Genomic DNA, 26,492 nt, shown 5'->3' with positions numbered 1-26,492 from the left:
TCCGTCATTGCGAGCGAAGCGAAGCAATCCAGACTCTTTCGGCCGGCGACAGACTGGATTGCTTCGTCGCTTCGCTCCTCGCAATGACGAGCTTGGGGCGCGAGCTTTCTATTCGGTCGGCGCCGCCGCCCGCACGCAAGCGGATTCACCCCTTCGGCGGTGACAGTGGCTGCACGATCTCCCGGAACGGCGCCAACGCTTCGCAAGCGTCGGCGTGAGCCGACAGCGCCCGATAGCGCGCGACGTCGAACAATTGCGGGTGCGCCTCGCGGGTGAAGCGGACGACGCAGGCGACCACAACGTCGGCATGGCCGATGCTTTCGCCCTGCCAATACGGCGTGGTCACCTTGGCGCGCTCGGCCTCCAGCGCTTTCAGCACGTCCGCGATCTGCGCTTCGCAACGCTGCACCCACAGCGCAAGCTGCTCCTTCCGCAACACGCGCTCGTAGAGCAGGCTGACCGCCTTGTCGCCGAGACCGGAGGCGAGCGCGCAGATGCGCAAATGATGCCGGCGCTCGGCGCCGGAGCGCGGCAGCATCGCCTTCTCCGGCCCTACCAATTCGTCGAGATAATCGAGGATGACCGTGCTCTCGATCAGCGCCTCGCCGTCGTCGAGCACCAGCGTCGGCACGCGGCGCAGCGGATTATAGGGCGCGATCTTGTCGGCGTCGCCGAAGGTCGACCACGGCCTGTGCTCGAAGGCGAGGCCGTACAGCCGCAGCGCAATCGCGACGCGGCGGACAAAGGGGGAATCGTATTGGCCGATCAGGAACATGGTTTTGCGCTCTTCTCTGGCTTTTAGACGAGGCAGGGCCGATCAGTTTCCATGGCAAGGCCGCAGTAGCGCAAGCAAAATCATGGAAGTGGAGCATTGCGCCGGATGCAACGGCGCCGCGACAGCGTCTGCCGGATGCGCTATCAAGGACGGCATCATGACAGCAACAATGGACATCAATCGGGAGCGGATCGCGGCGACCGAGGCCGTCATCCGTCCGCACATACGGCGCACGCCGCTCGTTGAGGCCGATCTCACCGATTTTGGCCTGCCGGCTTCGCCCGTCATTTTCAAGCTCGAGCTGTTGCAGCATTCCGGATCGTTCAAGGCGCGGGGTGCCTTTGCCAATTTGCTGTTGCGCCGGCTGCCGGAGGCCGGTGTCGTCGCCGCATCGGGCGGCAATCACGGCGCGGCGGTGGCTTATGCGGCGCAGCGGCTCGGCGTTCCCGCCACGATTTTCGTGCCCGACATCACCTCGCCGGCCAAGGCCGAGCGGATCAGAGGATATGGCGCGCAGCTCGTGGTCGCGGGCAGCCGCTATGCCGACGCGCTCGCCGCGAGCGAAACCCATGTCGCGCAGACCGGCGCCATGGCCGTGCATGCTTACGACCAGCTCGAGACCTTGCTCGGTCAGGGCAGCGTCGGCATGGAGCTGGAGCAGGATGCACCGGGCATCGACACGGTGCTGGTTGCAGTCGGCGGCGGCGGCCTGATTGGTGGTATGGCGGCCTGGAGTGCCGGCAGGACGCGCATCGTCGCGGTCGAGCCGGAGCAATCGCCAACGCTTCACGCCGCCTTCGCGGCAGGCGCGCCGATCGATGCGCCCGCGGGCGGCATCGCCGCCGACAGTCTCGCCCCGCGACGTGTCGGACAATTGATGTTTCCGATTGCGCGGGCCCATGTCGAGCGAGTCGTCCTCGTCGCCGACGACGCGATCAGGCAGGCGCAGGCGGCCTTGTGGTCGAGCCTGCGCCTGGTGGCCGAGCCTGGTGGCGCGGCCGCCTTTGCCGCCTTGCTCTCCGGCCGCTATCGTCCCTCACCCGGCGAGCGGGTTGCGGTCCTGGTTTGCGGCGCCAACACCACGGCAGTCAATTTCAACGGCTAGCGAGCTTCGCATGATCGGGTATCGCGGACTCATTTTGACGTCGATCCTGCTGACGTCGATCCTGCTTGCCCTGGCCGGCCACGGCGCCCGCGCGCAGGACCGCCCGATCGGCTTCCAGACGCCGTCGAAAAACATCGCCTGCCAGTTTTTCACCGACAACGGACAAAGCGTGCTCCGCTGCGACATCATGAACCTGGAGACGCGGCCGCGCCGTCCGGCGGATTGCGAGCTGGAATGGGGCAACGCCTTCGAGATGAGCGCGAAAGGAGCCGCAGGCCGCATCTGCGCCGGAGACACCATCATTGACCCGTCACTGCCCATGCTCGCCTATGGCGAGGTGTGGCAGCGCGCTGGGTTCACGTGTCGGTCGGAGCCGACGGGGCTGACGTGCTTCAACGCGATGCAGCGGGGGTTTTCGCTGGCACGGGTGAAGCAGGAGGTGTTTTGATCATGTAGCCCCCCATGGAGCGCAGCCGAATGCGGGGATACCGCCCCGGATTGCGCTGCGCTCCATCCGCTACGCTTCTGAGGCTGGATTGCTACGTCGCAAGGGCTCCTCGCAACGACGGTGGGGAGACAGCTGCGCACTATTCGATGATCGGCACATACCTCGCCGCCGTCCGCGGCACCGTTCCATCGAGGCGCGGGTCGTCGGCGATCTCGACCTGGCGGCGGAACGGGCGAAATCCTGACCGCTGGTAGAACGAAACGGCGGACGGATGGTCGAAGGTGCAGGTGTGCACCCAAACGCGGGACAGGTCGCGTGACCACGCGAGCTCAAGCGCGCGGTTCATCATAAAGCGGGCGGCACCACTGCCGATCAGTTTTGCGGTGACGCCGAAATACACGAGCTCGCACTGGCGGGCCTCGCGAAAGTCCAGCTCCAGCAGGCCTTCATCGTTGCCGTCCACGACAAGCGCATAGACCTCGACGCCCGGTGCATGGATGATTGCGGCGAGCTCGGCGTCGTTCATGCGCGCCCGCGAAAACCACAACCACTCCTCGCCGACGCGGCGATGGAGATCGCGATACCAATGAACCGCGGGGGTATCGAACTTGCGCAGGGTCCATGCGCCAAGGGGATCGCCACGCAGCGGCGGACGCGCGGTCATCTCGAGATGCGTGACGACGGCAGCGAGCTTGCCGGCGGGAATGTCGGAATAGCCGTCGGGGAGGACCATGGGATGCGTCCCTTTGAAGCTGAACGCCGGCCACACATTCCGGGTCGTCCTGGCGAAAGCCAGGACCCATTACCACAGCTGGTCGCTGTTGCGGCAGGCTAGGGCGACCAGAGGTCCAAGACAACTTAGCTCGGTGGTTATGGGTCCTGGCTTTCGCCAGGACGACGGCGGAGTTTGTGGATACGCCTCATTCACCGCGGGGTCAGCGTGATCGCTTCCGCCGTCGCCGCCTCCACCGCAGCGCGGCTATAGAGCAGCGGCACATACTGGCCCGTCGCCCACAGCGGCGCGAGGTCGCGATAATGGCCGCTAAAGGGATCGCCCGACTGGCCCGGCGTGTTGATGGTGCGGCTCGCATCCCAATTGCCGACGTCGAGCACCATGCGGAACGACGCGCCGGCGAACAGCTGATAATCGGTGCGGCGATAGGTGGCCGCGCGCGGCACGTTGGCGGCGCCGCCGTAGGCCAGCGGACCGACCGAGAGCTGAGCGGCCGTCGCCTTGTCGGCAAGCGGCATCAGCGCGTGGTCGAATTTCGCGACGTGCAGGCGGCCCCAGCGCCAGGTTGAGGAATCGGCCCCGAGCTTGGCCGCCACATCGGCCACCGCGGCGCCAAGGCTGTCGCGCAGGATCTGGTCGCGGGCGGCGGCGGGATCGGAGCCAAACGACGCGTCTGGAGATTCCAGGAACGCGACAAACGCCGAAATGCTGGACGCCTCGGGCGCGATCAGGTCGGCGGCCTTGGGCGCCGTGGTCTTCAACAGTACCGGTCCAAGATGATTGGCGATCCAGACCTCGAACAATGCGGCAGCGGCGCTGTCGGCGGCATCACGCGCATCCCACGGTTTGAGCAGTTCGAGGCCCTTTTTCACGTTAGCATCGTCCGAGGTGAGCGGCTGCAACAGCTTGACCAGCCGCCGCCCCAGCATCGTGGTGTCGTCGTTCTGCAGATCCATGGCGTCGGCCAGCGTCACCTTGCTGTTGGCCTGCAGCACCTCGGTGATGCGCTGCCAGCGCGCACTGTCCGCCCATTCGAAACCGACCTTGCGCTCGCTGACGGGATAATCCGCCGGCAGGTTCATCTGGTTGGCGGTGGCGAGAAAGCCCTGCTTGGGCTGATAGGCCTTGGGCAGTTCGTCGAGCGAGAGAAACCCCTGCCATTCGTAGCGGCCGTCGCCCGGCACCGGCATCAGGCCATCATAATTGGCGCGCCGCGGCGTCTTGCCGGCGGCAACCCAGCCAATATTGCCCTTGGTGTCCGCATAGACCTGGTTCTCCGATGGCGCGCCCCAGCGCCGCATGGCGCCGAGGAAACCGTTCCAATCCTTCGCGGTCATGTAGTCGGAGGAGCCGAAATAGGCCGAGGTGCCGGGCTCGAACCAGATCGAGCGGACGGCGAAGGCGCGCTTGTTGGCGTCGTCGACATAGATCACCGGACCATGCCGGGTGAATTTCAGCTCGAGATCGCGATCGCCTTCGCCTTTCACCTGCTCCTTCTCGTGCACGATGCGCATGTCCTCCCAGCCGCTGCCATAGCGGTACTGGTTGGGATTCTGCGGATTGAGCTCGTAGACGTAGAGGTCTTCCTGGTCGACGTTGAAGATGGTGAGACCGAAGGCGATGGTGCCGTTGTGACCGATCGAGATGCCGGGCAGCGCCGGCTCGCCCGCACCGATCACGGAGAGGCCGGGCGCATTGAGGCCGACGATATAGCGCAGCGACGGCACGCTGTGCTCGCGATGCGGATCGTTGGCGAGGATCGGCCGTCCCGTCGCGGTCCGCGACGCCGCGATCACCCAATTGTTGGAGCCGATGGTGTCGCGTTGCTGGTCGGCCTCGGTGAGGTACTTGTCCGGATCGTGCGCAAGCGCGGCCTGGCGATCTTTCGGCGCGGCAAAGGCGACCGGGCGCGTCGCCAGATCGTAAGGCGCCAGCACGGCCTTCGGCACGCTGCAGGGATCGAGACCATCCGGAACTTTCGTCGTCCACGCCGGCTCGAGCTTGACGCGAAAGCGATCGGCATCGAGGCCAGCCGCACAGGCGACCAACGAGCGCTTGACCTCGGAGGCGACATTGCGCGTTAAGCCGTGGCTGCGGATGCGGACGATGTCGTCCGCCGTCCATGGATCCGGCCTGGTGCCGGCGATCCTGAACTCGATCGGCAGCGGGCGCTTGCCCGCGCGCACATCGGCGACATAGGCGTTGACCCCGGCGACGAATGCCTCCGCATAGGTCTTCCCCTTCGGGCCGTAGGCCGCCCATTCCGCATTCATATCACCGCGATAAAGAAAGAGCCGCAGCGCCTTGTCCTGTTCGGCATAGGCCGCGCCGAAATCCTTTGCCAGCAGACCGAGCCCGCGCTTGCGCCAGAGATCGATCTGCCAGAGCCGGTCGCGCGCGGCGTTGAAGCCCTGCAAGAAAAACAGGTCATGCTCATTGCCGGCATAGATGTGGGGGATGCCCCAGACATCGACCAGGATCTGCGCGGGAGCGTTGAGACCGGCGACGTCGGTCTTGACCTGCCGCGCGCTTCCGAGCGGGTCCGGCTTCTCACGCGCAATGGCGGTCGAGGTGAGCAGCGCGGCGCAGATCGCTGCGCCATAAAGCTTCTGGATGACCCGGTTGAAATCCGTGTTCATTGTTGGTGCTCCCTTTGTTGCTGTTTCTTGTAGCCTGGATGGAGCGCAGCGTAATCCGGGAATCGTGCCATGGAGAACCCCGGATTTCGCTGCGCTCCATCCAGGCTACGAGATCCTCCTACCCGTCGCCCTCGTCGCTCGCGAGCACGCCCTTCACCGCCCTCGCCCAGCCCGCCAGCTTCCGCTCCCTTGTCGCCTGGCTCATGTTCGGCTTGAAGCGGTGCTCGAGGCGCCAGTTGTCGGCGAATTTGGTCGGCTCGGGATAGACGCCGGCCTGGAGGCCCGCGAGATAGGCGGCGCCCAGCGCCGTCGTCTCCTGGATCACCGGGCGATCGACCGGCGCATCGAGCAGGTCGGCGAGGCGCTGCATGGTCCAGTCGGACGCGGTCATGCCGCCGTCGACGCGGAGCACGACGCTTGCGGTTTCCGAGCTCGGCCAGTCCGCGCGCATTGCGGCCCAAAGGTCGAACGTCTGGTAGCAGACACTTTCGAGCGCGGCGTGGGCGAGCTCGGCCGGGCCGGTGTTGCGGGTGAGGCCGAACAGGGCGCCGCGGACGCGCGGATTCCAGTACGGCGCGCCCATGCCAACGAAGGCCGGCACCAGATAGACGCTCTGCATGGAGTCCGACTGATCGGCGAGCGGTCCGGTCTCGGCGGCGTGCTTGATGATGCCGAGGCCGTCGCGCAGCCATTGCACCGCCGAGCCCGCGACGAAGATCGAGCCTTCGAGCGCGTAGGTGCGTTTGCCACCGAGCTGGTAGGCGATGGTGGTGAGCAGCTTGTTCTTCGAGGCCACGGGCGTGGTGCCGGTGTTGAGCAGGGCGAAGCAGCCGGTGCCGTAGGTCGACTTCATCATGCCCGGACGGAAGCAGGCCTGGCCGATGGTGGCGGCCTGCTGGTCGCCGGCAATGCCGGAGATCGCAATCGCGCCGCCGAACAGGTCCGGCGTGCTCTCGCCGAAACGGGCGGAGGAATCCTTCACCTCGGGCAGCATTGAGCGCGGCACGCCGATGATCTCGAGCAGCTCGTCGTCCCACTCGCCGGTGTGGATGTTGAACAGCAGCGTGCGCGAGGCGTTGGTGGCATCGGTGGCATGCACCTTGCCGCCGGTGAGGCGCCACAGCAGATAGCAATCGACGGTGCCGAACATCAATTCGCCGCGCGCGGCGCGCGCCCGCGCGCCGGGGACGTGGTCGAGAATCCAGGCGACCTTGGTGCCGGAGAAATAGGGATCAATGATCAGGCCGGTCTTTTGCGAGATCACGGGCTCGCGGCCGTCGGCTTTCAGTCTCGCGCAGATGTCGGCGGTGCGGCGGTCCTGCCAGACGATGGCGCGGTGCACGGCCTGCCCGGTGGCGCGGTCCCACACCACGGTGGTCTCGCGCTGGTTGGTGATCCCGATCGCGGCGATGTCCTTTGCGCTGATGCCGGCCTGCGCGATCGCGTCGCGGCAGACCGTCACGGTCGAGGTCCAGATGTCCTCGGGCTCGTGCTCGACCCAGCCCGAGGCGGGGAAATGCTGCGGAAACTCGGCCTGCGCCTTCGCCGCAATGGAAATGTCGCCGCGAAACACGATCGCGCGCGAGGAGGTGGTTCCCTGGTCGATGGCAAGGACGAAAGACATGGAAGCACCCTTGGGGTTTGCTGGTCGTTTTCTTGGCGTTGTCCCGGGAGGGATCATTGTGTCGCGCCAAAGGGAGCGGATTAGGGCGGGAAGGTCAAGAAGGGCTCAGCTGTCGTCCCAGCGAAGGCCGGGACCCATACCGCGTGATCCATTGATTGCGCACGATGCCGATCCGGCACGACCAGACTTCGTCAAACCACTCCCTGTGGTTATAGGTCCCGGCCTTCGCCGGGACGACGAGCTGAGAGACCTACGCCGCCGCCGTGGTCACGCCGCCGTCGATGACGATGGTCTGTCCGGTCATGAAGCTCGACGCGTCGGAGGCGAGGTAGGCGACTGCGCCCGCGATTTCGTCGGGTTCGCCGATGCGGCGAAGAGGTGTGGTGGCGGTGCGGCGTTTCAGATTCGCTTCGTCTTCCCACAGCGCGCGGGCGAAGTCGGTCTTGATCAGGCCGGGCGCGATGCAGTTGACGCGGACGCCTTTCGGGCCCCATTCGCCGGCGAGCGAACGACACAGCGCGAAGTCGGCGGCCTTGGAGATGCCGTAGGCGCCGATCACGGTCGAACCGCGCAAGCCCCCGATCGAGGAGATGATGACGACGGAGCCGTTGCCACGCTCGGCCATCTGCGGTATCGCCAGCGCGGAGAGCCAGATGTTGCTCTTGACGTTGCTGCCCATGATCTTGTCGAAGGCCTCGTCGGTGATGTCGAGCAGCGGGCCGTAATACGGGTTGACCGCGGCATTGCAGACGAGGATGTCGATCTTGCCGTAGTGCTTGGTCGCACCCGCGATCAGCGCCTCGACCTCTTGCTTGCGCGCGATGTTGCAGGGGATGACGGTGGCGTCACCACCGGCCGCCTTGATGCCGTCGGCGACCTCCTGGCAGGCATCCGCCTTGCGCGAGGAGACCACCACTTTGGCGCCGAGCTTTGCGAGCAGTTCGGCAGAGGAGCGGCCGATGCCGCGGCTGGAGCCGGTGACCACGGCGACCTTGCCGGTGAGATCGAACGGGGTGTTTTTCATTATTGTTGCCTCGCTGGTTCAACGACCTCCGTCATTGCGAGGAGCGAAGCGACGAAGCAATCCAGAGATGCCGCCGAGGAGATCGTCTGGATTGCTTCGCTTCGCTCGCAATGACGGTGGTGGCGACTAGATCAGCCCGCCACCGTCCGCCACGCGGCGCTGGTGGTAGTCGGTGTCGCCGAACGAGTTCTCGATCATGGTCAGGCGCTTGAAGTAGTGGCCGATCTTCGCCTCCATGGTCATGCCGATGCCGCCGTGGAGCTGGATCGCCTGCTGTCCGACGAACTTCAGCGACTTGCCGATCTGCACCTTGGCCGCGGCGACGGCGTTGCTGCGCTCCTTGGCGTCCTCGAAATCAGCAGCCATGGTCGCGAACATCGACATCGATCGCGCCTGCTCGGCGGCGACGAACATGTCGGAGGCGCGGTGCTGGAGGCTCTGGAACGAACCGATCGCGACACCGAACTGCTTGCGCGTCTTGATGTACTCGACTGTTGTCTTCAGAGACTCGTCCATCAGGCCGACCGCTTCGGCGCAGAGCGCGATGCGGGCTTCGTCGACCACACGCTCGATCAGCGCGAGCGAATCGTCGGGATTGCCGAGCACGGCATCGGCACCGATCTCGACGCCGGTGAAGGTGATGTCGGCGGCGTGCAGACCGTCCTGGGTCGGGTACGATTTCCTGGCGACGCCCTTGGCGTTGGCCGGCACCAGGAACACGCCGATGCCGCTCTTGTCGCGGCGCTCGCCCCTGGTGCGCGCGGTCACGATCAGAGTATCTGCGTTCTCGCCGTTGAGCACGACGAACTTCTCGCCGTCGATGACCCAACCCTCGCCCTTCTTCTTCGCCGTCGTGGAGACGTCGAAGAGATCGTAGCGCGAGTTCTTCTCGAGCTGGGCAAAGGCGAGCGTCTTGCTGCCGTCGACGATGCCGGGCACATGCGCGGCCTTTTGCGCATCGCTGCCCGCATGGCGCAGGAAGCCGCCGCCGATCACGACGGTTGCGAGATAAGGCTCGAGCACCAGCGCCTTGCCGAGCGCTTCCATCACAATCATGGTCTCGACGCCGCCGCCGCCGAAGCCGCCATCGGCCTCCGCGAAGGGCAGACCGAGCAGGCCCTGCTCGGCGAGCTTGCCCCAGACGGTCCGGCTCCAGCCGCCCTTCTCCTTCATGTACTTCTTGCGGCTCTCGAAATCGTAGGAATCGGTCAAGAGGCCGTCGATGCTTTCCTTGAGAAGCCGCTGCTCCTCGTTCAGATCAAAATCCATATTCTTTGCTCTCCGGTATCGATGTCGTCATGCCCAGTCTTGTGCCGGGCATCCACGTTCTTTCGTGGCGCTAGGCGTAGATGGCCGGGTCAAGCCCGGCCATGACGGTGAGTGCGCGTTAATAGTGTACGATCACAGCCCCAGCACCGCCTTGGCGATGATGTTGCGCTGTATTTCGTTGGAGCCGCCGTAGATCGAGACCTTGCGGTTGTTGAAGTAGCTCGGCGCGATCTGGGCGGTCCAGTCCATGGCTTCGTTCGAGCCGTCGTCGCCGTGCACGTCGTAGGGCGCGGCGAACGGGCCGATCACTTCCATCAGCAGTTCGGTGGTGGTCTGCTGGATCTCGGAGCCCTTGATCTTCAGCACCGAGGAAGCCGGATTGGGCTTGCCCTTGCCGTGCTTGCCTTCGTCGGCGACGACGCGGAGCTGCGTCAGCTCGAGCGCCTTGAGTTCGATCTCGCAGGCCGCGAGCTTGTCGCGGAAGGCCGCGTCCTGGATGATCGGCTTGCCGCCGGATTCGACCTTACCGGCGAGATCGCGGATGCGGCGGAGCCGCTCCTTGGAGACGCCGACCCGCGCGATGCCGGTGCGCTCATTGCCGAGCAGGAATTTCGCGTAATCCCAGCCCTTGTTCTCCTCGCCGATCAGGTTCTCGTAGGGCACTTCGACGTCGTCGAAGAACACCTCGTTGACCTCAGCGCCGCCGTCGATGGTCTGGATCGGGCGCACGGTGACGCCCTTCGACTTCATCGAGAACACGATGAAGGAGATGCCCATCTGCTTCTTGGCGGACGGGTCGGTGCGGCACAGGCAGAAGATCATGTCGGCGTGCTGGGCGAGCGTGGTCCAGGTCTTCTGGCCATTGATGATCCACTTGTCGCCCTTGCGCTCGGCCTTGGTCTTCAGCGAGGCGAGGTCGGAGCCGGAGCCGGGCTCGGAGAAGCCCTGGCACCACCAATCGTCGACATTGGCGATGCGGGGCAGATACTGCTTCTTCTGCTCTTCATTGCCGAAGGTGTAGATCACGGGACCGACCATGCTGACGCCGAAGGCGAGCGGCTGCGGCGCCGGATAGGACTGCAGCTCTTCGTTGAAGATGTAGTGCTGCACGGAGGTCCAGCCGGTGCCGCCATATTGCTTGGGCCAGTGGCTGACGCCCCAGCCCTTCTTGTTGAGGATGCGCCACCACGTCACCATCTCGTCCTTCGAGAGGTGGCGGCCCTCGACCAGCTTGCGCCGCGTATCCGGCGGCACGTTGTCGCGGAAGAATGACCGCACTTCCTCGCGAAACGCCTGCTCTTCTTTCGTGAATGCGAGATCCATCGGATCCTCCTGTGAATGTGTCGTCCCGGCGAAGGCCGGGACCCATAACCACCGGCCTTCGTTGTCCTGCGAAGGCCATTGTTGTTCGTGCGCCAAACTCCTGCTGCGGAGTATGGGTCCCGGCTTTCGCCGGGACGACGGCTACTGGACCAGAACTACTGCAACACCTCAAAAAGCCCCGCCGCGCCCATGCCGCCGCCGACGCACATGGTGACGACCGCATATTTCGCCTTGCGGCGGCGGCCTTCGATCAGAGCGTGGCCGGTGAGGCGCGCGCCCGACATGCCGTAGGGATGCCCCACCGCGATCGCGCCGCCGTCGACGTTGATCTTGTCGGGGTCGATGCCGAGCTTGTCGCGGCAATACAGCACCTGCACCGCGAAGGCTTCGTTCAGCTCCCACAGGCCGATGTCGTCGACGGTGAGGCCATGACGCTTGAGCAGGCGCGGCACCGCGAACACGGGGCCGATGCCCATCTCGTCCGGCTCGCAGCCGGCGGAGACGAAGCCGCGGAAGATGCCGAGCGGGTTCAGCCCGCGCTTCGCCGCTTCCTTGTCGCTCATGATCACGCTCGCGCTGGCGCCGTCAGAGAGCTGGCTGGCATTGCCGGCGGTGACCGAAAAGCCTTCACCGCGCACGGCCTTGAGGCCGGCGAGGCCTTCTGCGGTGGTCTCGGGGCGCGGGCCCTCGTCCTGCGAGAGCGTGACGTCCTTGAACGAGACTGCACCGGTCGCCTTGTCGGTCACCGCCATCCTTGTGGTGATCGGCGCGAGCTCATCCTTGAACTTGCCGCCTTGCTGGGCCGCGGCCGTTCGGCGCTGGCTCTCCAGCGAATATTCGTCCTGCTTCTCGCGCGAGATGCCGTAGCGCTTGGCCACGATTTCGGCGGTGTCGATCATGGGCATGTAGACCTCGCCCTTGATCTCGAGCAGCGCCGGGTCTTGCGCATGGAAGCCGTTCATCTTGTCGTTCTGCACCAGCGAGATGGACTCGCCGCCGCCGCCGACCGCGATCTCCACACCGTCAAAAATCACCGAACGTGCGGCGAGCGCGATCGCCTGCAGTCCCGAGGCGCATTGCCGGTCGATGGTGGTGCCGGCGACCGTGACGGGGAGACCGGCACGGAGCAGCGCCTTGCGCGCGATGTTACCGCCGGTCGCGCCTTGCTGGAGCGCTGCGCCCATCACAACGTCCTCGATCTCCTTGGGGTCGACCTTGGCGCGCGCGACGGCCGCGCCGATGGCGTGGCCAAGCAGGGTCGCGCCCTCGGTAGCGTTGAGCGCGCCGCGATATGCCTTGCCGATCGGGGTGCGGGCGGTGGAAACGATGACGGCGTCGGTCAAGAGCGATCTCCTGATGCAAGTCGGGTGGCAAGTTGGGCGGATTGTGATGGTTTCTGCTGCTGGCGCAACTCATGGCGCGACAGCTTTCCGACCGGCGTGCGCGGCAGATCGTCGACGAATTCGACCTCCGCTGGCAATTCGTGCCTGCCGAGCTTGCCGGCGAGCTGCGCGCGCAGCTCGTCGAGCGAGAACGGCTTTGCGCCGGGCCTGAGCTTGATGAAGGCCTTTGCGGCCTCGCCGCGATACGAGTCGGGAATGCCGAGCACGATCACCTCGTGGACGCCTGACATGGTGTAGATCGCCTGCTCGATCATTTGCGGATAAACGTTGAAGCCGCCGGAGATGATCATGTCCTTCTTGCGGTCAACCAGGAAGAAATAGCCGTCGGTATCGACATAGCCGATGTCGCCGGTGAGGAAGCGACCGTCGACGAAGGCCTCCGCGGATCCTTCGGGCTTATTCCAGTAGCCTTTGGTGACGTTCGGGCCCTTGATGCGAATCTCGCCGACTTCGCCCGGCGGCAGCACCTTCGTGGGATCGCCCAGGGAAACGACGTCGAGCTCGATGCCGGGCAGCATCAGGCCGATCGAGCCGGGCTTATCGGGACCTGTAGGCGGATGGCCGGTGCCGGGCGAGCAGGTCTCGGTCATGCCCCAGCCGCTGCGGAGCTTCTTGCCGACCTTGCGTTCAAAGAAATTTGCGACCTCCACCGGCAGCGGCGCGCCGCCGGAGCCGATGGTGGCCAGCGAGGAGAAGTCGCGCTTGTCGAGATCGGGAAGGGCCGCGATCGCGATCCACATCGTCGGCACGCCGGGGAAATAAGTGGCGCGCCTGATTTCGATGTCGCGCATCACCGCTTCGACGTCAAAACGCTGATGCAGCGAGATCAGATTGCCGCGCCTGAGCGAGGACAGCAGCACGACTGTGAGCGCATAGATGTGGAACAGCGGCAGCACGCAGATCACGCGCTCGACGACGTCGCCACGCGTCGCGCGCGACGGCTTGCCCCAGACGTCGTAGATCGACACGGCCGAGGTGAGATTGCCGTGGGTCAGCATCGCGCCTTTGGGCAAGCCGGTGGTGCCACCGGTATATTGCAGCAGCGCGACGTCGTCGGCGCTCACTTGCGGCCACTCTGCCGGCGCGGTGGCGCCCTCGACAAAGGCCTTGAAGGTGACGATGCGGGGATCGCTGGGGATCGCAGCCTGCGGCGTGCCGACCTTACCCCAATTATTGTCCTCGCAGACCACCAGGCGGTCGATCAGGCCCTTCTCCAGGAATTTCAGCGCGGTCGGCAGCAGCGCCGCGAGGTTGGACGTGACGAGCAGGCGCGAACGGGAATCGGTGACCTTGTGCGTCAGCGCGATCTCGCCGTCGAGCGGTGAGAGATGCGCGACCCGGGCGCCGGCTTTCAGCGCGCCGAAGAAATTGACGGGATGGTCCGGCGTATTGCCGAGGAACAGCGCGACCGAACTGTTCTTGCCATAGCCGGCGCGCAGGAAGGCGGCGGCTGCGCGCTCGGCCATCGCGGCGAGCTCGGTGTAGCTGATCGGACGATCGCGAAACTCGAGCGCGGTGCGCGCACCGTAGTCAGCGGCGGCTTTCGACAGCAGGTCAGGGAGCGTGCCCTTGACGATGGCGTCGTCCCAACGCACGCCCTCGGGATAAAACTGTTCGCCGGGATGGGTCATTAACGGTTCTTACTCTGCAAACGTGAGGCCGGCACGGACAGACGGGCTCCCTTCCCCCTTGTGGGGAAGGGTTGGGGAAAGGGGGTGCCACGAACTCGGACGCCGCCCGGGGCTACCCCCCTCCCTGACCCTCCCCCACAAGGGGGGAGGGAACGGAGAGAGCCTTGCCCTGGCAAAGGTGTTCGCAGTCACCGAGCCCAATCCAATCACGCCGCTTTCGAGCCCGCCGCGAGCGAGGCGAAGGTCTTGCCTTCGGCCGCGAGCTTCTTCAGCAGTGGCGCGGGCTCGAGGCTCGGATCGTTGGTCGCCTTGGCATAGAAGGAGAGACGATCGGCGATGTGCTTGAGGCCGACGGTGTCGGCCCAGAACATCGGGCCGCCGCGGTAGATCGGCCAGCCATAGCCATAGAGCCAGACCACGTCGATATCGGACGGGCGCGCGGCGATACCTTCCTCCAGGATCTTTGCGCCCTCGTTGATCATCGGATACATCATGCGCTCGAGGATCTCGTCGTCACTGACGATGCGCTTCTTGCGGCCCATGCGCAGCAGCGTCTCATCGATCAGCTTCTCGACTTCGGGATCGGGCAGCGCCGAACGGGAGCCGGCTTCGTATTTGTAATAGCCCTTGCCGGTCTTCTGGCCGAAGCGCCCGGCTTCGCAGAGCGCGTCCGCGATCTCCGACTTGATGCCGCGGTCCTTGCGCGAGCGCCAGCCGATGTCGAGGCCGGCGAGATCACCCATCGCGAACGGCCCCATTGGCATGCCGAACTTCGTCACGACGGCGTCGACCTGCTGCGGAAGCGCGCCTTCGAACAGCAGCTTCTCGGACTGCTTGCCGCGCTGGGCCAGCATGCGGTTGCCGACAAAGCCGTCGCAGACGCCGACCACGGCCGGCACCTTTGCGATTTTGCGCGCGATCGAGACCGCGGTCACAAGGGCATCCGGCGCGGTCTTGTCGGCGCGCACGATCTCGCACAATTTCATGACGTTGGCGGGCGAGAAGAAGTGCATGCCGAGCACGTCCTGCGGACGCTTGGTCGACTTCGCGATCTCGTCGATGTTCAGGTACGAGGTGTTGGAGGCGAGCACAGCGCCCGGCTTGACGTACTGGTCGAGCTTGCCGAACACTTCTTTCTTGACCGCCATGGTCTCGAACACGGCCTCGATCACCAGGTCAGCATCACCGACGTTCTCGATGCCGACGACGCCGTTGATCAGCGCCATGCGCTTGGCGGGCGCATCCGCCGGGATGCCACCACGCGCAGCGGTCGCTTCCCAGTTCTTCTGCATGATGCCCATGCCGCGCTTGAGCTGCTCCTCGCCGGTCTCGATCAGGGTGACGGGAACGCCGGCATTGGCAAAGGACATCGCGATGCCGCCGCCCATTGTGCCGGCGCCGAGGATGGCGACGCGGTTCACGGGCCGTGGCTTGGTCCCCTCAGGAACGCCGGCGATCTTGCTGGCCTCGCGCTCGGCGAAGAAGGCATAGCGCTGCGCCTTGGACTGATCGCTGGCGACGAGCTTCAGGAAACCTTCGCGCTCCTTCTTGAGGCCTTCGTCGAACGGCAGGTCGATGGCGTAGCCGACGGCGTCAGCCGCCGCGAACGGAGCTTCCAGACCGCGCGACTTCTTGGTCATGGCGGCGACCGCGTTGGTGAAGATCGAGCGATCGACCTTGGCCGCCGCGATCTTGGAGTCGTCGTCACGCAGACGGCGCAGCGGACGCTTTTCAGCCAGCAGCTTTCGTACGAAGGCTTCACCTCCGGCGGCCGGGCCCTCGACGATCTCCTCGATCAGGCCGTTCTTCAGAGCTTCCGCCGCACCGATCGGATCACCGCCGACGATCATCTTGACCGCGAGCTCCGGTCCGACTGCGCGCGGCAGGCGCTGGGTGCCGCCGGCGCCCGGCAGCAGGCCGAGCTTCACCTCGGGCAGGCCGAGCTTGGCTTCCTTCACCGCGACGCGGAAATGACAGGCGAGCGCGACCTCGAGGCCGCCACCGAGCGCGGTGCCGTGGATCGCGGCCACGACCGGCTTCGGTGAATTCTCGATCTCGGAAAGCACGTCGTTAAGGGCGGGCGGCTTCGGCGGCTTGCCGAATTCGGTGATGTCAGCGCCCGCAATGAAGGTGCGGCCGGCGCAGGTCAGCACGATGCCCTTGATGGCGGGATCGGCGATTGCGGCCTTGATGCACTCCAGAATTCCGCCGCGAACCGCGGCGCTCAGCGCGTTGACCGGAGGGCTGTCGACCGTGACGATCCCGACTTCGTCATGACGCTCAAGCTTGACCACTTCGCTCACGGTGTCCCTCCTTGGTGGGGTAACTTTTGTTCAATTTCGCACTGCGGAATTTAATTCCGCATCTTGACGGCAGGGTTATTTTGAAGCACGTGGCTTGTCAACGACTCCGCGCAAGAAGCAGATCTGGGATGAAGCGTACAGGAAAGAAGACCGCGACCGATCGGAATTTCGTCGTCGCGCTTTCCCGCGGACTAGACGTATTGCGCGCATTCCAGCCCAGCGACGGACTTCTTGGCAATCAGGAAATCGCGGCCCGTACCAATTTGCCGAAGCCGACCGTTTCGCGGCTGACCTATACCTTGACCAAGCTCGGCTATTTGACGCCGGTTCCCCGCTTCGAGAAATATCAGCTTGCGCCGGCCGCGATGGCGCTCGGCTACGCCGCGTTGTCCAATCTCGGCGTTCGGCATTTGTCCGAACCGTTCCGCGAGGAAATGATGCGCGCGACCGGCGGAGCCGTTGCCGTCGGCGGCCGCGACCGTCACAGCATGATCTATTTCGGGCAAAGCCGCGGCAGCGAGACGGTCGGCGTTCAACTTGACGTCGGCTCCCGCGTGCCGATTGCAACCAGCGCGATGGGCCGCGCCTATTTCTGGGCGCTCGAGGAGAACGATCGGGCGGAACTGTCTCGTGTCTTGCGCGAACATTACGGCAGCCGCTGGCCAAAGATGCGCGACGGGCTGGAACGTTCCGGCGAGACGGTCGCGAAATACGGATTTGCGATTTCGGTCGGCGACTGGCACGACGACATCGGCGCCGCCGGCGTCGCACTCAGGCTCAACGACGGAACCGGCCCCTACGCATTCAATTGCGGCGCGCCGGCATTCCGCTTCACGGAAGAGCGTTTGATCAACGACATTGGACCGCGTCTGCTTGCGATGGTAAGGAACATCGAAGCGGCACTTGGGGGTCTGATGCCGCATTCCAAAAAAGACGTCAGCAAAAAGCTGAAATCAGGAGGGAAAGTTGCGCGTGTGGCCGAGGGGATCAGATAGCCTTTGTTGTCATCGAGAGCGGTTCACATCGCTCCTTCGCTCACCGAACAGAGTGGGCGAGACGAGATGACGCAGGCACAGCTCGCGCAGGGGACATCGCCCCTGCTCGCGGTTCGCGACGTCAGCGTCGTGTTCGGCGGCATCGTCGCGCTCAACGGTGTGTCCTTTGACATGCACAAGGGCCAGATCCTCGGTTTGATCGGCCCTAACGGCGCCGGCAAGACCACGCTCTTCAACTGCCTCTCGCGGCTGTACCAGCCGTCGTCCGGCGACATTCTGATGGAGGGCGCGAGCATCCTGACGCGCCCGCCGCACCGGATCGCGGAGATCGGCATCGGCCGCACCTTCCAGAACGTGGCGCTGTTTCCGAATTTGTCGGTGATGGACAATGTCCGCGTCGGCACCCATGCCCGCACCTCCAGCGACATCATCAGCGACTCGCTGCGGCTGGCCTGGGTTCGCCGCAGCGAGAGCGACGTCAACAAGAAGGTGCATGAGATCCTCGCCTATCTCGACCTCGAGGATGTCGCCCACACCGTCGTGTCGGGCTTGCCGTTCGGCACGCAGAAGCGCGTCGAGCTGGCGCGCGCGCTCGCTGCCGATCCGAAGATCCTGCTGCTCGACGAGCCCGCCGGCGGCCTCAACCACGAGGAAGTCTACGTGCTCGGCGACCTCATCCGCCGCATCCGCGACGAACGCCACATGACCGTGCTGCTGGTCGAGCATCACATGGGCCTCGTGATGTCGATCGCCGACCACGTCGTCGCGCTGAATTTCGGCAAGAAGCTCGCGGAAGGCACGCCGGCCCAGGTGCAGGCGGATCCCGACGTCATCAAGGCCTATCTCGGGAGCAAGGACCAATGACGACACTGCTCAACGTCAAGGACCTGCGCGCCTATTACGGCCAGGTCCAGGCGCTCCACGGCCTCTCCTTCTCGCTCAGCGAGGGATCGCTGACCACGCTGCTCGGGGCCAACGGCGCCGGCAAGACCACCACGCTGCGCGCGATCTGCAACATGGTGCGCTCGACCGGCGGCATCGAGTTCGACGGCAAGCCGCTGAACAACCGCTCCACCGAAAGCATCGTACGGTTCGGCATCGCCCATGTGCCGCAGGGCCGCGGCACCTTCACCACCATGACGGTGGAGGAAAACCTCCAGCTCGGCGCAATCACCCGCAAGGACAGCGCCGGCATCGTCTCCGACATCGAGCGCATGTATGCGCATTTCCCGGTGCTCAAGCAGCGGCATACCCAGCAGGCCGGCACGCTCTCGGGCGGCGAGCAGCAGATGCTCGCGGTCGCCCGCGCGCTGATGCTGCGGCCGCGGCTGATGCTGCTGGACGAGCCTTCGTTCGGCCTGGCGCCGCTGGTGGTGCGCGACCTGTTCGGCATCCTCGGCAAGATCAATCGCGAGGACAAGGTGTCGATCCTGGTGGTCGAGCAGAACGCCCAGCTCGCGCTCGAGCTCGCCGACCAGGCCTATGTGATCGAGACCGGACGCATCGTGATGTCGGGCAACGCCAAGGACATCGCGAACAACGAAGAAATCCGCAAATCCTATCTGGGTTACTGAGGAGCCGGCACGATGGAGCTGTTCACCAACCAAGTGCTGGCCGGCATCGCCACGGGCGCGATCTACGCCTGCATGGCGCTCGCCGTGGTCATGATCTACCAGGCGATCGACCATCTCAACTTCGCGCAGGGCGAGATGGCGATGTTCTCGACCTTCATCTCCTGGCAGCTGATGCAATGGGGCATTCCCTATTGGGCCGCCTTCGTGATCACGCTGGCATTGTCCTTCGTCGGCGGCATCGCGATCGAGCGCATCCTGTTCAAGCCGCTCGCCAAGGCGCCGGTGCTGACCAACGTCGCCGGCTTCATCGCGCTGTTCGCGATCATCAACTCCTCGGCCGGCCTGATCTGGGACTTCACCATCAAGCAGTATCCGACCCCGTTCGGCTCCTCGCCGTTCCTCGGCAGCCAGCTGATTTCGACCCACCAGGCCGGCATGATCGGCGTGACGGTGCTGCTGCTGCTCGGCCTCTACTTCTTCTTCCAGTACACCAAGATCGGCCTCGCCATGCGCGCGGCCGCCTCCGTACCTGAATCGGCCCGGCTGGTCGGCATCAACACGAGCTGGATGATCGCGCTGGGCTGGGGCATGGCGTCCGCGATCGGTGCGATCGCCGGCATGCTGATCGCACCGGTCGTGTTCCTTGAGCCCAACATGATGGGCGGCGTGCTGATCTACGGCTTCGCCGCGGCGGTGCTCGGCGGACTGACGAGCCCGTTCGGCGCCGTGGTCGGCGGCTTCCTGGTCGGTGTCTTCGAAAACCTCGCCGGCACCTACATTCCCGGCGTCGGCAACGAGTTGAAGCTCCCGATCGCGCTCGCGCTGATCATTTCCGTCCTGGTCGTCAAACCCGCTGGCCTGTTCGGCCGGCAAATCGTCAAGCGAGTTTGATCATGAGCGCTGCAGAAGACGTCGTCACGGAAGCCCCGGCCGTCGAGGCGGTTCCGAAACGGGCGATGACGCTGGGCACGGGCACCTCCCTGTTAGTGCTGGCGGTGCTGTTGATCGTGCCGGTGTTCGTCAAGAACTTCATCATCTTCCAGATGACGATGCTCCTGATCTACGGGCTCGCGGTGCTGGCCCTGAACATCCTGACGGGCGGCTCCGGCCAGTTCTCGCTCGGCCAGAGCGCCTTCTACGCCGTGGGCGCTTATACGTCGGCGGTGCTGATGGAGTACTTCAACGTCAACTATGCGCTGACAATTCCGATTTCCGCGGCGGTCTGCTTCGCATTCGGCTACCTGTTCGGCAAGCCGGCGCTGCGGCTATCGGGCGTCTATCTCGCGCTCGCGACCTTTGCGCTTGCCACCGCGATGCCGCAGCTGCTGAAGCTGAACTTCCTCGAGCACTGGACGGGCGGCGTGCAGGGCCTCGTCGTCACCAAGCCCGACGCGCCGTTCGGGCTGCCGATGTCGCAGGACACCTGGCTCTACTACTTCTCGCTCGCCGTCGTGCTCGCGATCTACATCTTCTCGGTAAACCTGCTGCGCTCCCGCTCGGGCCGTGCCTTCATGGCGATCCGCGACAACGAGATCGCGGCCTCCTCGATGGGCGTCAACGTCGCACTGTACAAGACGCTGGCCTTCGGCGTGTCCGCCGGCATCACCGGCGTTGCCGGCTCGCTTGGCGCCATCGCCGTGCAGTTCGTCGCGCCCGACAGCTACACGATCACGCTGGCGATCTCGCTGTTCCTCGGCATGGTCGTCGGTGGCGTCGGCTGGCTGCCCGGCTCGTTCGTCGGCGCAGCTTTCATCATCTTCGTGCCGAACATGGCGGAGGGCATCTCCAAGGGCCTCTCCGGCGCCGTATTCGGCGTACTCCTGTTCGCCGTCATCTACCTCGTGCCGCACGGCGCGAGGCAGATCGCGATCATGGGCCAGCAACTCGTCGGCCGGCTCAGAAAGAACTGACAACCCGTTGATTAAGCTAAGGAGACCCGAATTGTTTTTTGAAAGAACACTGCGAACCGCTGCGCTGGTGACGGCAACGGCGGTCATCACTCTCACCTCCGGCGCCGCATTTGCCCAGAAGAAATACGACACCGGCGCATCCGATACCGAGATCAAGATCGGCAACATCATGCCGTATAGCGGTCCGGCGTCGGCCTATGGCATCATCGGCAAGACCGAAGAAGCCTATTTCAAGATGATCAACGACAAGGGCGGCATCAATGGCCGCAAGATCAACTTCGTCACCTATGACGACGGCTATTCGCCGCCGAAGGCCGTCGAGCAGGTCCGCAAGCTGGTCGAGAGCGACGAAGTGATCGTCGTGTTCAACCCGCTCGGCACGCCTTCGAACAGCGCGATCCAGAAGTATTTGAACGCCAAGAAGATCCCGCAGCTGTTCGTCGCCACCGGCGCCACCAAGTGGAACGACCCGAAGAACTTCCCCTGGACCATGGGCTGGCAGCCCTCCTACCAGAGCGAAGCGCAGATCTACGCGAAATGGCTGTTGAAGGAGAAGCCGGACGCCAAGATCGCGATCCTTTATCAGAACGACGATTTCGGCAAAGACTACCTCAAGGGCACCAAGGACGGCCTGGGCGCCAAGGGCGCGTCCATGATCATCATGGAAGAGAGCTACGAGGTGTCGGAGCCCTCGATCGACGGTCACATCGTCAAGATCAAGGCGGCCAATCCCGACGTCCTGCTGATCTACGCGACACCGAAGTTCGCCGCCCAGACCATCAAGAAGACCGCCGAGCTGAGCTGGAAGCCGCTGCAGATCCTCACCAACGTGTCGATCTCGGTCGGCAGCGTGATGAAGCCGGCCGGCTTCGAGGCCTCGCAGGGCGTGTTGTCGGCAGCCTATGCCAAGGACTCCACGGACCCGCAGTGGGCCAACGACCCCGGCATGAAGAAGTGGAACGAGTTCGTCGACAAGTACATGCCGGGTGCCGACAAGTCCGACACCAGCATGGTCTATGGCTACGGCGCGGCGTCGACGCTGACCAAGGTCCTGGAAATGTGCGGCGACGATCTGACCCGGGCCAACATCATGAAGCAGGCGGCCTCGTTGAAGGATTTTGCACCGGACACCCTGCTGCCCGGCGTCAAGATCAACACCGGCCCCACCGACTTCGCCCCGATCGCACAGCTCCAGATGCAGCGCTTCAAGGGCGAGAAGTGGGAACTCTTCGGCGAGATCATCAGCGGCGACATCGCCACCGAGTGACACTCTGACGCTATAGTCCGACACGTCGAGAAGCCCCCGCGAACGATCGCGGGGGCTTTTTGTTGACGTCCCGCATCATTCTTGTTCAATGCGGCGGCGATCCGTTCCGGGTGGAGAAAGATGACTGCCGTTCGATTTCAGGTTGCGGGCGTTCTGGCCGCATTCGCGTTGTGCACTGCGATGGGCAACCCGGCCCTGGCGCAAAAGAAATACGACAGCGGCGCTTCCGATACCGAGATCAAGATCGGCAACATCATGCCCTATAGCGGCCCGGCCTCCGCCTATGCGGCGATCGGCAAGGCCGAGGAAGCCTATTTCAACAAGATCAATGCCGAGGGCGGCATCGGCGGCCGCAAGATCAAGTTTATCTCCTACGACGACGGCTATTCGCCGCCGAAGACGGTGGAGCAGGCCCGCAAGCTGGTCGAGAGCGACGGGGTGCTGCTGATCTTCGGCTCGCTCGGCACCTCCACCAACGGCGCCATCCGCAAATACATGAACGAGAAGAAGGTGCCGCAATTGTTCGTGGCGAGCGGCGCTTCGAAGTGGAACGATCCGAAGCAATATCCCTGGACCATGGGCTGGCAGCCGAGCTACGCCAGCGAGGCGCGCATCTACGCCAAGTACATCATGAAGGAGAAGCCGGACGGCAAGATCGGCGTGCTCTACCAGAACGACGATTTCGGCAAGGACTATCTGAAAGGACTGAAGGACGGCCTTGGGCCCAAGGCCTCGATGATCGTGCTGGAAGACAGCTACGACACGTCGGAGCCGGCAATCGACGAGCACGTCGTGAAATTGAAGGCCTCCGGCGCCGACATCTTCGTCAGCATCACCACGCCGAAATTTGCCGCACAGGCGATCAAGAAGGCGGCCGAGATCAACTGGCATCCGGTCCACATCATCTCCAACGTCTCGGCCTCGGTCGGCGGCGTGCTCGAGCCGGCGGGGCTCGAGATCTCGCAAGGGATCCTGTCGGCGAGCTACACCAAGGACGGCTCCGACCCGCAATGGAATGCCGACGGCGGCATGAAGAAGTTCTACAACTTCCTCGCCAAATACGATCCCAAGGCCAACAAGCTCGATGCCGGCGTGGTGTTCGGCTACGCCGCAGCCCAAACCATGGTGAAGGTGCTGCAGATGTGCGGCGACGATCTCACCCGCGACAACGTCATGAAGCAGGCGGCAAGCCTGAAGGATTTCGAGCCCGACACCCTGTTGCCCGGCATCAAGATCAACACCGCAGCGGATAATTTCGCCCCGATCGAGCAGCTCCAGATGATGCGGTTCAAGGGCCGGAAATGGGAGCTGTTCGGGGACGTCATCTCGAGCGAACTCGGCCACTGAAGCCGCGCAACTCAAACTCGCTCCTGATCGGCTCGTCAACTCAGACGGATGCACCTTCTCGCAGTCGCACACGCGCGCGCGCCCGTCCCTGACTACTAAAGAAGCAGCCCCTGCGACCCCGCCGCAGGGGCTTTCTGTTGTAGGCATCGGGTAAATCGTATTGAATTGCGGCTGCGTCACCAAGAACAGGCAACACAAGAAAAGGGACGCACACACACCAAGAGAATAGGGAGATAGGAATGCCCGCTGTCACCGGCAAACTTGCGGCCGCGTCACTGGCGCTCGCGCTCATTGCGGCCTCGGCCTCCACTGCATCGGCCCAGAAGAAATACGATACCGGCGCGACCGATACCGAGATCAAGGTCGGCAACATCATGCCCTACAGCGGACCGGCCTCCGCCTACGGCATCATCGGGCGGACGGAAGCCGCCTATTTCAAGAAGATCAACGACGAAGGCGGCATCAACGGCCGCAAGATCAACTACATCAGCTACGACGACGCCTATTCGCCGCCGAAGACGGTGGAGCAGGCGCGCAAGCTGGTCGAGAGCGACGAGGTGCTGTTCATCTTCAACTCGCTCGGCACGCCGCCGAACTCGGCGATCCACAAATACATGAACTCGAAGAAGGTGCCGCAGCTCCTGGTGGCCACCGGCGCCACCAAGTGGAACGATCCGCAGAACTTCCCTTGGACGATGGGGTGGCAGCCCAACTACCAGAGCGAAACGCAGATCTACGCGAAATGGCTGCTCAAGAACAAGCCGGACGCCAAGATCGCCGTGCTGTTCCAGAACGACGATTACGGCAAGGATTATCTCAAAGGTCTGAAGGACGGCCTCGGCGCCAAGGCCGCGTCGATGATCGTCATGGAGGAGAGCTACGAGACCTCCGAGCCGACCATCGACAACCACATCGTCAAGCTGAAGTCGACCGGCGCCGACGTCTTCATGAACATCACGACGCCGAAATTCGCGGCGCAGGCGATCAAGAAGGTGGCCGAGATCGGCTGGAAGCCGCTGCACTTCCTCAACAACGTCTCGGCCTCCGTCGGCAGCGTGCTCAAGCCCGCCGGGTTCGAGAACTCACAGGACATCATCTCCGCCGACTATCTGAAGGACATTTCGGATTCGACGTGGAACAGCGACCCCGGCATGAAGGACTTCGTCGCGTTCATGAACAAGTACTTTCCTGACGGCGACAAGCTCGATCACGGCACCATCGTCGGCTACGGCGTGGCGCAGACCCTGGTCCAGATCCTGAAGCAGTGCGGCGACGATCTCACCCGCGCGAACGTCATGAAACAGGCCGCCAGCCTGAAGGACTTCCGCACCGAAGTGCTGCTGCCGGGCGTGCAGATCAACACCTCGCCGACCGATTTCGCGCCGATCAGCCAGCTCCAGCTCGAGAAGTTCAAGGGCGAGAAGTGGGAACTGTTCGGCGACGTGATCAGCGCCGACGTCGGCGGCTAACCGGCTCGACCATACGACGACGAGAGCCCCCTGCGAGATGATCGCAGGGGGTTTTTGCTTGCGCGCCGATTATGATCACGCGATTGCACAATCGAATGATGACAAAGCCGGCTTACGCTTTGGCGCATGATGCGGTAGGCAGGTGAGCGGCGCGTTTGCCGCCAGTCTTTCCTGCCCGCTCAAGGCCCTTCGTCATGACCGACCGACGCCCCCTGCTCCGCGCGCTCTACGACGCCGCCGTTGCCGCCGCTCATCCGAGCACGATACTGGCGCCGCACCTGCGGCCCGCGCCAAGGGGACGCGTAATCTGTCTCGCCGCCGGCAAGGGCGCGGCCGCGATGGCCGCCGCCGCCGAGCGGCATTATCTCGACACGCTCGGGCTCGCACCGGAGCGCCTGGTCGGCATCGCCACCACGCGTCACGGCTACGGCGTGCCGACGCGCCGCATCCGCGTGGTCGAGGCCGGTCATCCCGTGCCTGACGAAGCCGGCCTGAAGGGCGCGGCCGATACGCTCGCGCTCGCGGCCGAGGCCGGGCCGGACGATTTGCTCCTGGTGCTGCTCACCGGCGGCGGCTCGGCGAACTGGATCGCGCCCGTCAACGGCATCAGCTTCGCGCAGAAGCAGGCGGTCAACAAGGCGCTGCTCCGCTCCGGCGCGCCGATCGGCGAGATGAATGTCGTGCGCAAGCATCTGTCGCGGATCAAGGGCGGGCGGCTGGCGCGCGCGGGCAAAAATGCCGCCGAGATCGTGACGCTTGCGATCTCCGACGTGCCGCATGACGATCCCTCCGCGATCGCCTCGGGTCCGACCGTGCCCGATCCGACCACGCTCAATGATGCGCGCGCCATCGTCGCCCGGTACAAGCTCGACATCGACGATGCCGTTCGCCGCGCGCTGGACGACCCCGCGAACGAAAGCTGCAAGCCGGGAGACGCCGCGTTTGCGCGCGCGCATTTCGAATTGATCGCACGTCCGAAGCAATCGCTCGACGCTGCGGTCAAACTCGCGCATGAGGCCGGTTACGAGACGATCGATCTCGGCGCCGACCTCGAAGGCGAGGCCCGCGATGTTGCCACCGATCACGCCAGGCTGGCGCTTCAGGCCCGCGCCCAGGGCAAGCGCGTCGCGATCCTCTCCGGCGGCGAGCTCACGGTCACCGTGCGGGGCAATGGCCGCGGCGGCCCGAACCAGGAATACGCGCTGGCGCTCGCCGCCCTCTTGAAGGACACGCCTGACATCTCCGCGCTCGCCGGCGACACCGACGGCGCCGATGGCGGTGCCGGCCATCCCACCGACCCCGCCGGCGCGCTGATCGACGCGGCGACATTCGCGAAGATGACGGCGCAGGGGCTGCAGCCGCAGGCCTATCTCGACAACAACGATGCGACGACGTTCTTCGAGGCGACGGGCGACCTGCTGCTGCCGGGTCCCACGCTGACCAATGTGAACGACATCAGGGTGATCCTGGTCGACTGACACGGCGGCATCGCCATCCCGCCGGCGCCGCGCGCGGTTCGGCGGGACGGCCTGGTTAACGATCTCTGAATTCTCGTCGGCGTCCTCTTTTCCAGGGGGCGGGCATCGCCGCCTTTAACCTCGCATTCGCCGCAGTTTCAGGAACATGTCCCGAAACTGGGCGTATTGTTGGGCT

General features: G+C 64.5%; 21 protein-coding genes. 11 read left to right on the top strand and 10 right to left on the bottom strand.

Annotated features, from left to right (window positions below; translation table 11 throughout):
* Positions 1–145: 145 nt before the first annotated feature.
* Positions 146–775, bottom strand: coding sequence for a glutathione S-transferase family protein (locus tag N551_RS0130690; protein WP_027570179.1), 630 nt, complete (start codon positions 773–775; stop codon positions 146–148).
* Positions 776–932: 157 nt separating this feature from the next.
* On the opposite strand from N551_RS0130690, the gene N551_RS0130685 reads away from it, so the two are divergent.
* Positions 933–1,880 carry a threonine/serine dehydratase gene (locus tag N551_RS0130685; RefSeq protein ID WP_051462987.1) on the top strand — a complete coding sequence of 316 codons (948 nt, stop codon included), beginning with the start codon at positions 933–935 and terminating at the stop codon, positions 1,878–1,880.
* A 10-nt stretch (positions 1,881–1,890) separates the two neighbouring features.
* The gene (locus N551_RS0130680; protein ID WP_035963334.1) at positions 1,891–2,328 is read left to right on the top strand and encodes a DUF6636 domain-containing protein; all 438 of its coding nucleotides are present in this window, start codon (positions 1,891–1,893) and stop codon (positions 2,326–2,328) included.
* Between the two features lie 139 nt (positions 2,329–2,467).
* On the opposite strand, the gene N551_RS0130675 is transcribed toward N551_RS0130680, so the two are convergent.
* From N551_RS0130675 to N551_RS0130635, 9 genes are all read right to left on the bottom strand, one after another.
* Positions 2,468–3,061 (bottom strand): N-acetyltransferase, encoded by a 594-nt coding sequence (locus N551_RS0130675; protein WP_027570176.1) that lies wholly within the window; start codon positions 3,059–3,061, stop codon positions 2,468–2,470.
* Positions 3,062–3,252: 191 nt separating this feature from the next.
* Complete coding sequence (locus N551_RS0130670) at positions 3,253–5,700, bottom strand: penicillin acylase family protein (protein ID WP_027570175.1); 2,448 nt, start codon at positions 5,698–5,700, stop codon at positions 3,253–3,255.
* A 118-nt stretch (positions 5,701–5,818) separates the two neighbouring features.
* Entirely contained in the window at positions 5,819–7,324 is a 1,506-nt protein-coding gene (glpK, locus tag N551_RS0130665) for a glycerol kinase GlpK (protein ID WP_027570174.1), read from the bottom strand.
* A 250-nt stretch (positions 7,325–7,574) separates the two neighbouring features.
* Positions 7,575–8,348 (bottom strand): SDR family NAD(P)-dependent oxidoreductase, encoded by a 774-nt coding sequence (locus N551_RS0130660; protein ID WP_027570173.1) that lies wholly within the window; start codon positions 8,346–8,348, stop codon positions 7,575–7,577.
* Between the two features lie 126 nt (positions 8,349–8,474).
* Positions 8,475–9,617 (bottom strand): pimeloyl-CoA dehydrogenase small subunit, encoded by a 1,143-nt coding sequence (gene pimD / locus N551_RS0130655; RefSeq protein WP_027570172.1) that lies wholly within the window; start codon positions 9,615–9,617, stop codon positions 8,475–8,477.
* Between the two features lie 132 nt (positions 9,618–9,749).
* Complete coding sequence (gene pimC, locus N551_RS0130650; protein ID WP_027570171.1) at positions 9,750–10,940, bottom strand: pimeloyl-CoA dehydrogenase large subunit; 1,191 nt, start codon at positions 10,938–10,940, stop codon at positions 9,750–9,752.
* A gap of 155 nt (positions 10,941–11,095) precedes the next feature.
* Positions 11,096–12,283 (bottom strand): acetyl-CoA C-acyltransferase, encoded by a 1,188-nt coding sequence (locus N551_RS0130645; protein WP_027570170.1) that lies wholly within the window; start codon positions 12,281–12,283, stop codon positions 11,096–11,098.
* Positions 12,280–13,974 (bottom strand): dicarboxylate--CoA ligase PimA, encoded by a 1,695-nt coding sequence (pimA, locus tag N551_RS0130640; protein ID WP_027570169.1) that lies wholly within the window; start codon positions 13,972–13,974, stop codon positions 12,280–12,282. Before pimA ends, N551_RS0130645 begins: the two co-directional genes overlap by 4 nt.
* Positions 13,975–14,180: 206 nt before the next feature.
* Positions 14,181–16,277 carry a 3-hydroxyacyl-CoA dehydrogenase NAD-binding domain-containing protein gene (locus N551_RS0130635; protein ID WP_027570168.1) on the bottom strand — a complete coding sequence of 699 codons (2,097 nt, stop codon included), beginning with the start codon at positions 16,275–16,277 and terminating at the stop codon, positions 14,181–14,183.
* 128 nt (positions 16,278–16,405) lie between these two features.
* Here N551_RS0130635 and N551_RS0130630 point away from each other — a divergent pair, with 128 nt between their 5' ends.
* The 9 genes from N551_RS0130630 to N551_RS0130590 all read left to right on the top strand — a co-directional run bounded on the left by N551_RS0130630 (position 16,406) and on the right by N551_RS0130590 (position 26,317).
* Positions 16,406–17,272: an IclR family transcriptional regulator gene (locus N551_RS0130630; protein ID WP_007599713.1), complete on the top strand. Its 867-nt coding sequence runs from the start codon at positions 16,406–16,408 to the stop codon at positions 17,270–17,272.
* A 66-nt stretch (positions 17,273–17,338) separates the two neighbouring features.
* Complete coding sequence (locus N551_RS0130625) at positions 17,339–18,136, top strand: ABC transporter ATP-binding protein (RefSeq protein WP_007599710.1); 798 nt, start codon at positions 17,339–17,341, stop codon at positions 18,134–18,136.
* Complete coding sequence (locus N551_RS0130620; RefSeq protein ID WP_007599709.1) at positions 18,133–18,846, top strand: ABC transporter ATP-binding protein; 714 nt, start codon at positions 18,133–18,135, stop codon at positions 18,844–18,846. The genes N551_RS0130625 and N551_RS0130620 overlap by 4 nt, the downstream gene beginning before the upstream one ends.
* Before the next feature lie 12 nt (positions 18,847–18,858).
* The gene (locus tag N551_RS0130615) at positions 18,859–19,737 is read left to right on the top strand and encodes a branched-chain amino acid ABC transporter permease (RefSeq protein ID WP_007599708.1); all 879 of its coding nucleotides are present in this window, start codon (positions 18,859–18,861) and stop codon (positions 19,735–19,737) included.
* A gap of 2 nt (positions 19,738–19,739) precedes the next feature.
* Complete coding sequence (locus N551_RS0130610; RefSeq protein WP_026233593.1) at positions 19,740–20,756, top strand: branched-chain amino acid ABC transporter permease; 1,017 nt, start codon at positions 19,740–19,742, stop codon at positions 20,754–20,756.
* A gap of 31 nt (positions 20,757–20,787) precedes the next feature.
* On the top strand, positions 20,788–22,023 hold the full coding sequence (locus N551_RS0130605; RefSeq protein WP_027570167.1) for an ABC transporter substrate-binding protein: 1,236 nt from the start codon (positions 20,788–20,790) through the stop codon (positions 22,021–22,023).
* Positions 22,024–22,143: 120 nt separating this feature from the next.
* Positions 22,144–23,370 (top strand): ABC transporter substrate-binding protein, encoded by a 1,227-nt coding sequence (locus N551_RS0130600; protein ID WP_027570166.1) that lies wholly within the window; start codon positions 22,144–22,146, stop codon positions 23,368–23,370.
* Between the two features lie 239 nt (positions 23,371–23,609).
* Positions 23,610–24,839 carry an ABC transporter substrate-binding protein gene (locus N551_RS0130595; RefSeq protein ID WP_027570165.1) on the top strand — a complete coding sequence of 410 codons (1,230 nt, stop codon included), beginning with the start codon at positions 23,610–23,612 and terminating at the stop codon, positions 24,837–24,839.
* Between the two features lie 194 nt (positions 24,840–25,033).
* Entirely contained in the window at positions 25,034–26,317 is a 1,284-nt protein-coding gene (locus N551_RS0130590; protein WP_027570164.1) for a glycerate kinase, read from the top strand.
* Positions 26,318–26,492: the final 175 nt, after the last annotated feature.

The sequence above is a fragment of the Bradyrhizobium sp. URHA0013 genome, from assembly GCF_000518345.1.
Classification (GTDB): Bacteria; Pseudomonadota; Alphaproteobacteria; order Rhizobiales; family Xanthobacteraceae; genus Bradyrhizobium.
Note: the sequence above shows the minus strand (reverse complement) of the source record. Positions and strands in the feature narration are given on the sequence as shown.

Excerpts from the sequence above, each read along its gene's own strand:
- N551_RS0130690 (WP_027570179.1), bottom strand. The coding sequence starts at position 775 with ATGTTCCTGATCGGCCAATACGATTCCCCCTTTGTCCGCCGCGTCGCG.
- N551_RS0130685 (WP_051462987.1), top strand. The coding sequence starts at position 933 with ATGACAGCAACAATGGACATCAATCGGGAGCGGATCGCGGCGACCGAG.
- N551_RS0130680 (WP_035963334.1), top strand. The coding sequence starts at position 1,891 with ATGATCGGGTATCGCGGACTCATTTTGACGTCGATCCTGCTGACGTCG.
- N551_RS0130675 (WP_027570176.1), bottom strand. The coding sequence starts at position 3,061 with ATGGTCCTCCCCGACGGCTATTCCGACATTCCCGCCGGCAAGCTCGCT.
- N551_RS0130670 (WP_027570175.1), bottom strand. The coding sequence starts at position 5,700 with ATGAACACGGATTTCAACCGGGTCATCCAGAAGCTTTATGGCGCAGCG.
- glpK (WP_027570174.1), bottom strand. The coding sequence starts at position 7,324 with ATGTCTTTCGTCCTTGCCATCGACCAGGGAACCACCTCCTCGCGCGCG.
- N551_RS0130660 (WP_027570173.1), bottom strand. The coding sequence starts at position 8,348 with ATGAAAAACACCCCGTTCGATCTCACCGGCAAGGTCGCCGTGGTCACC.
- pimD (WP_027570172.1), bottom strand. The coding sequence starts at position 9,617 with ATGGATTTTGATCTGAACGAGGAGCAGCGGCTTCTCAAGGAAAGCATC.
- pimC (WP_027570171.1), bottom strand. The coding sequence starts at position 10,940 with ATGGATCTCGCATTCACGAAAGAAGAGCAGGCGTTTCGCGAGGAAGTG.
- pimA (WP_027570169.1), bottom strand. The coding sequence starts at position 13,974 with ATGACCCATCCCGGCGAACAGTTTTATCCCGAGGGCGTGCGTTGGGAC.
- N551_RS0130630 (WP_007599713.1), top strand. The coding sequence starts at position 16,406 with ATGAAGCGTACAGGAAAGAAGACCGCGACCGATCGGAATTTCGTCGTC.
- N551_RS0130625 (WP_007599710.1), top strand. The coding sequence starts at position 17,339 with ATGACGCAGGCACAGCTCGCGCAGGGGACATCGCCCCTGCTCGCGGTT.
- N551_RS0130620 (WP_007599709.1), top strand. The coding sequence starts at position 18,133 with ATGACGACACTGCTCAACGTCAAGGACCTGCGCGCCTATTACGGCCAG.
- N551_RS0130615 (WP_007599708.1), top strand. The coding sequence starts at position 18,859 with ATGGAGCTGTTCACCAACCAAGTGCTGGCCGGCATCGCCACGGGCGCG.
- N551_RS0130610 (WP_026233593.1), top strand. The coding sequence starts at position 19,740 with ATGAGCGCTGCAGAAGACGTCGTCACGGAAGCCCCGGCCGTCGAGGCG.
- N551_RS0130600 (WP_027570166.1), top strand. The coding sequence starts at position 22,144 with ATGACTGCCGTTCGATTTCAGGTTGCGGGCGTTCTGGCCGCATTCGCG.
- N551_RS0130595 (WP_027570165.1), top strand. The coding sequence starts at position 23,610 with ATGCCCGCTGTCACCGGCAAACTTGCGGCCGCGTCACTGGCGCTCGCG.
- N551_RS0130590 (WP_027570164.1), top strand. The coding sequence starts at position 25,034 with ATGACCGACCGACGCCCCCTGCTCCGCGCGCTCTACGACGCCGCCGTT.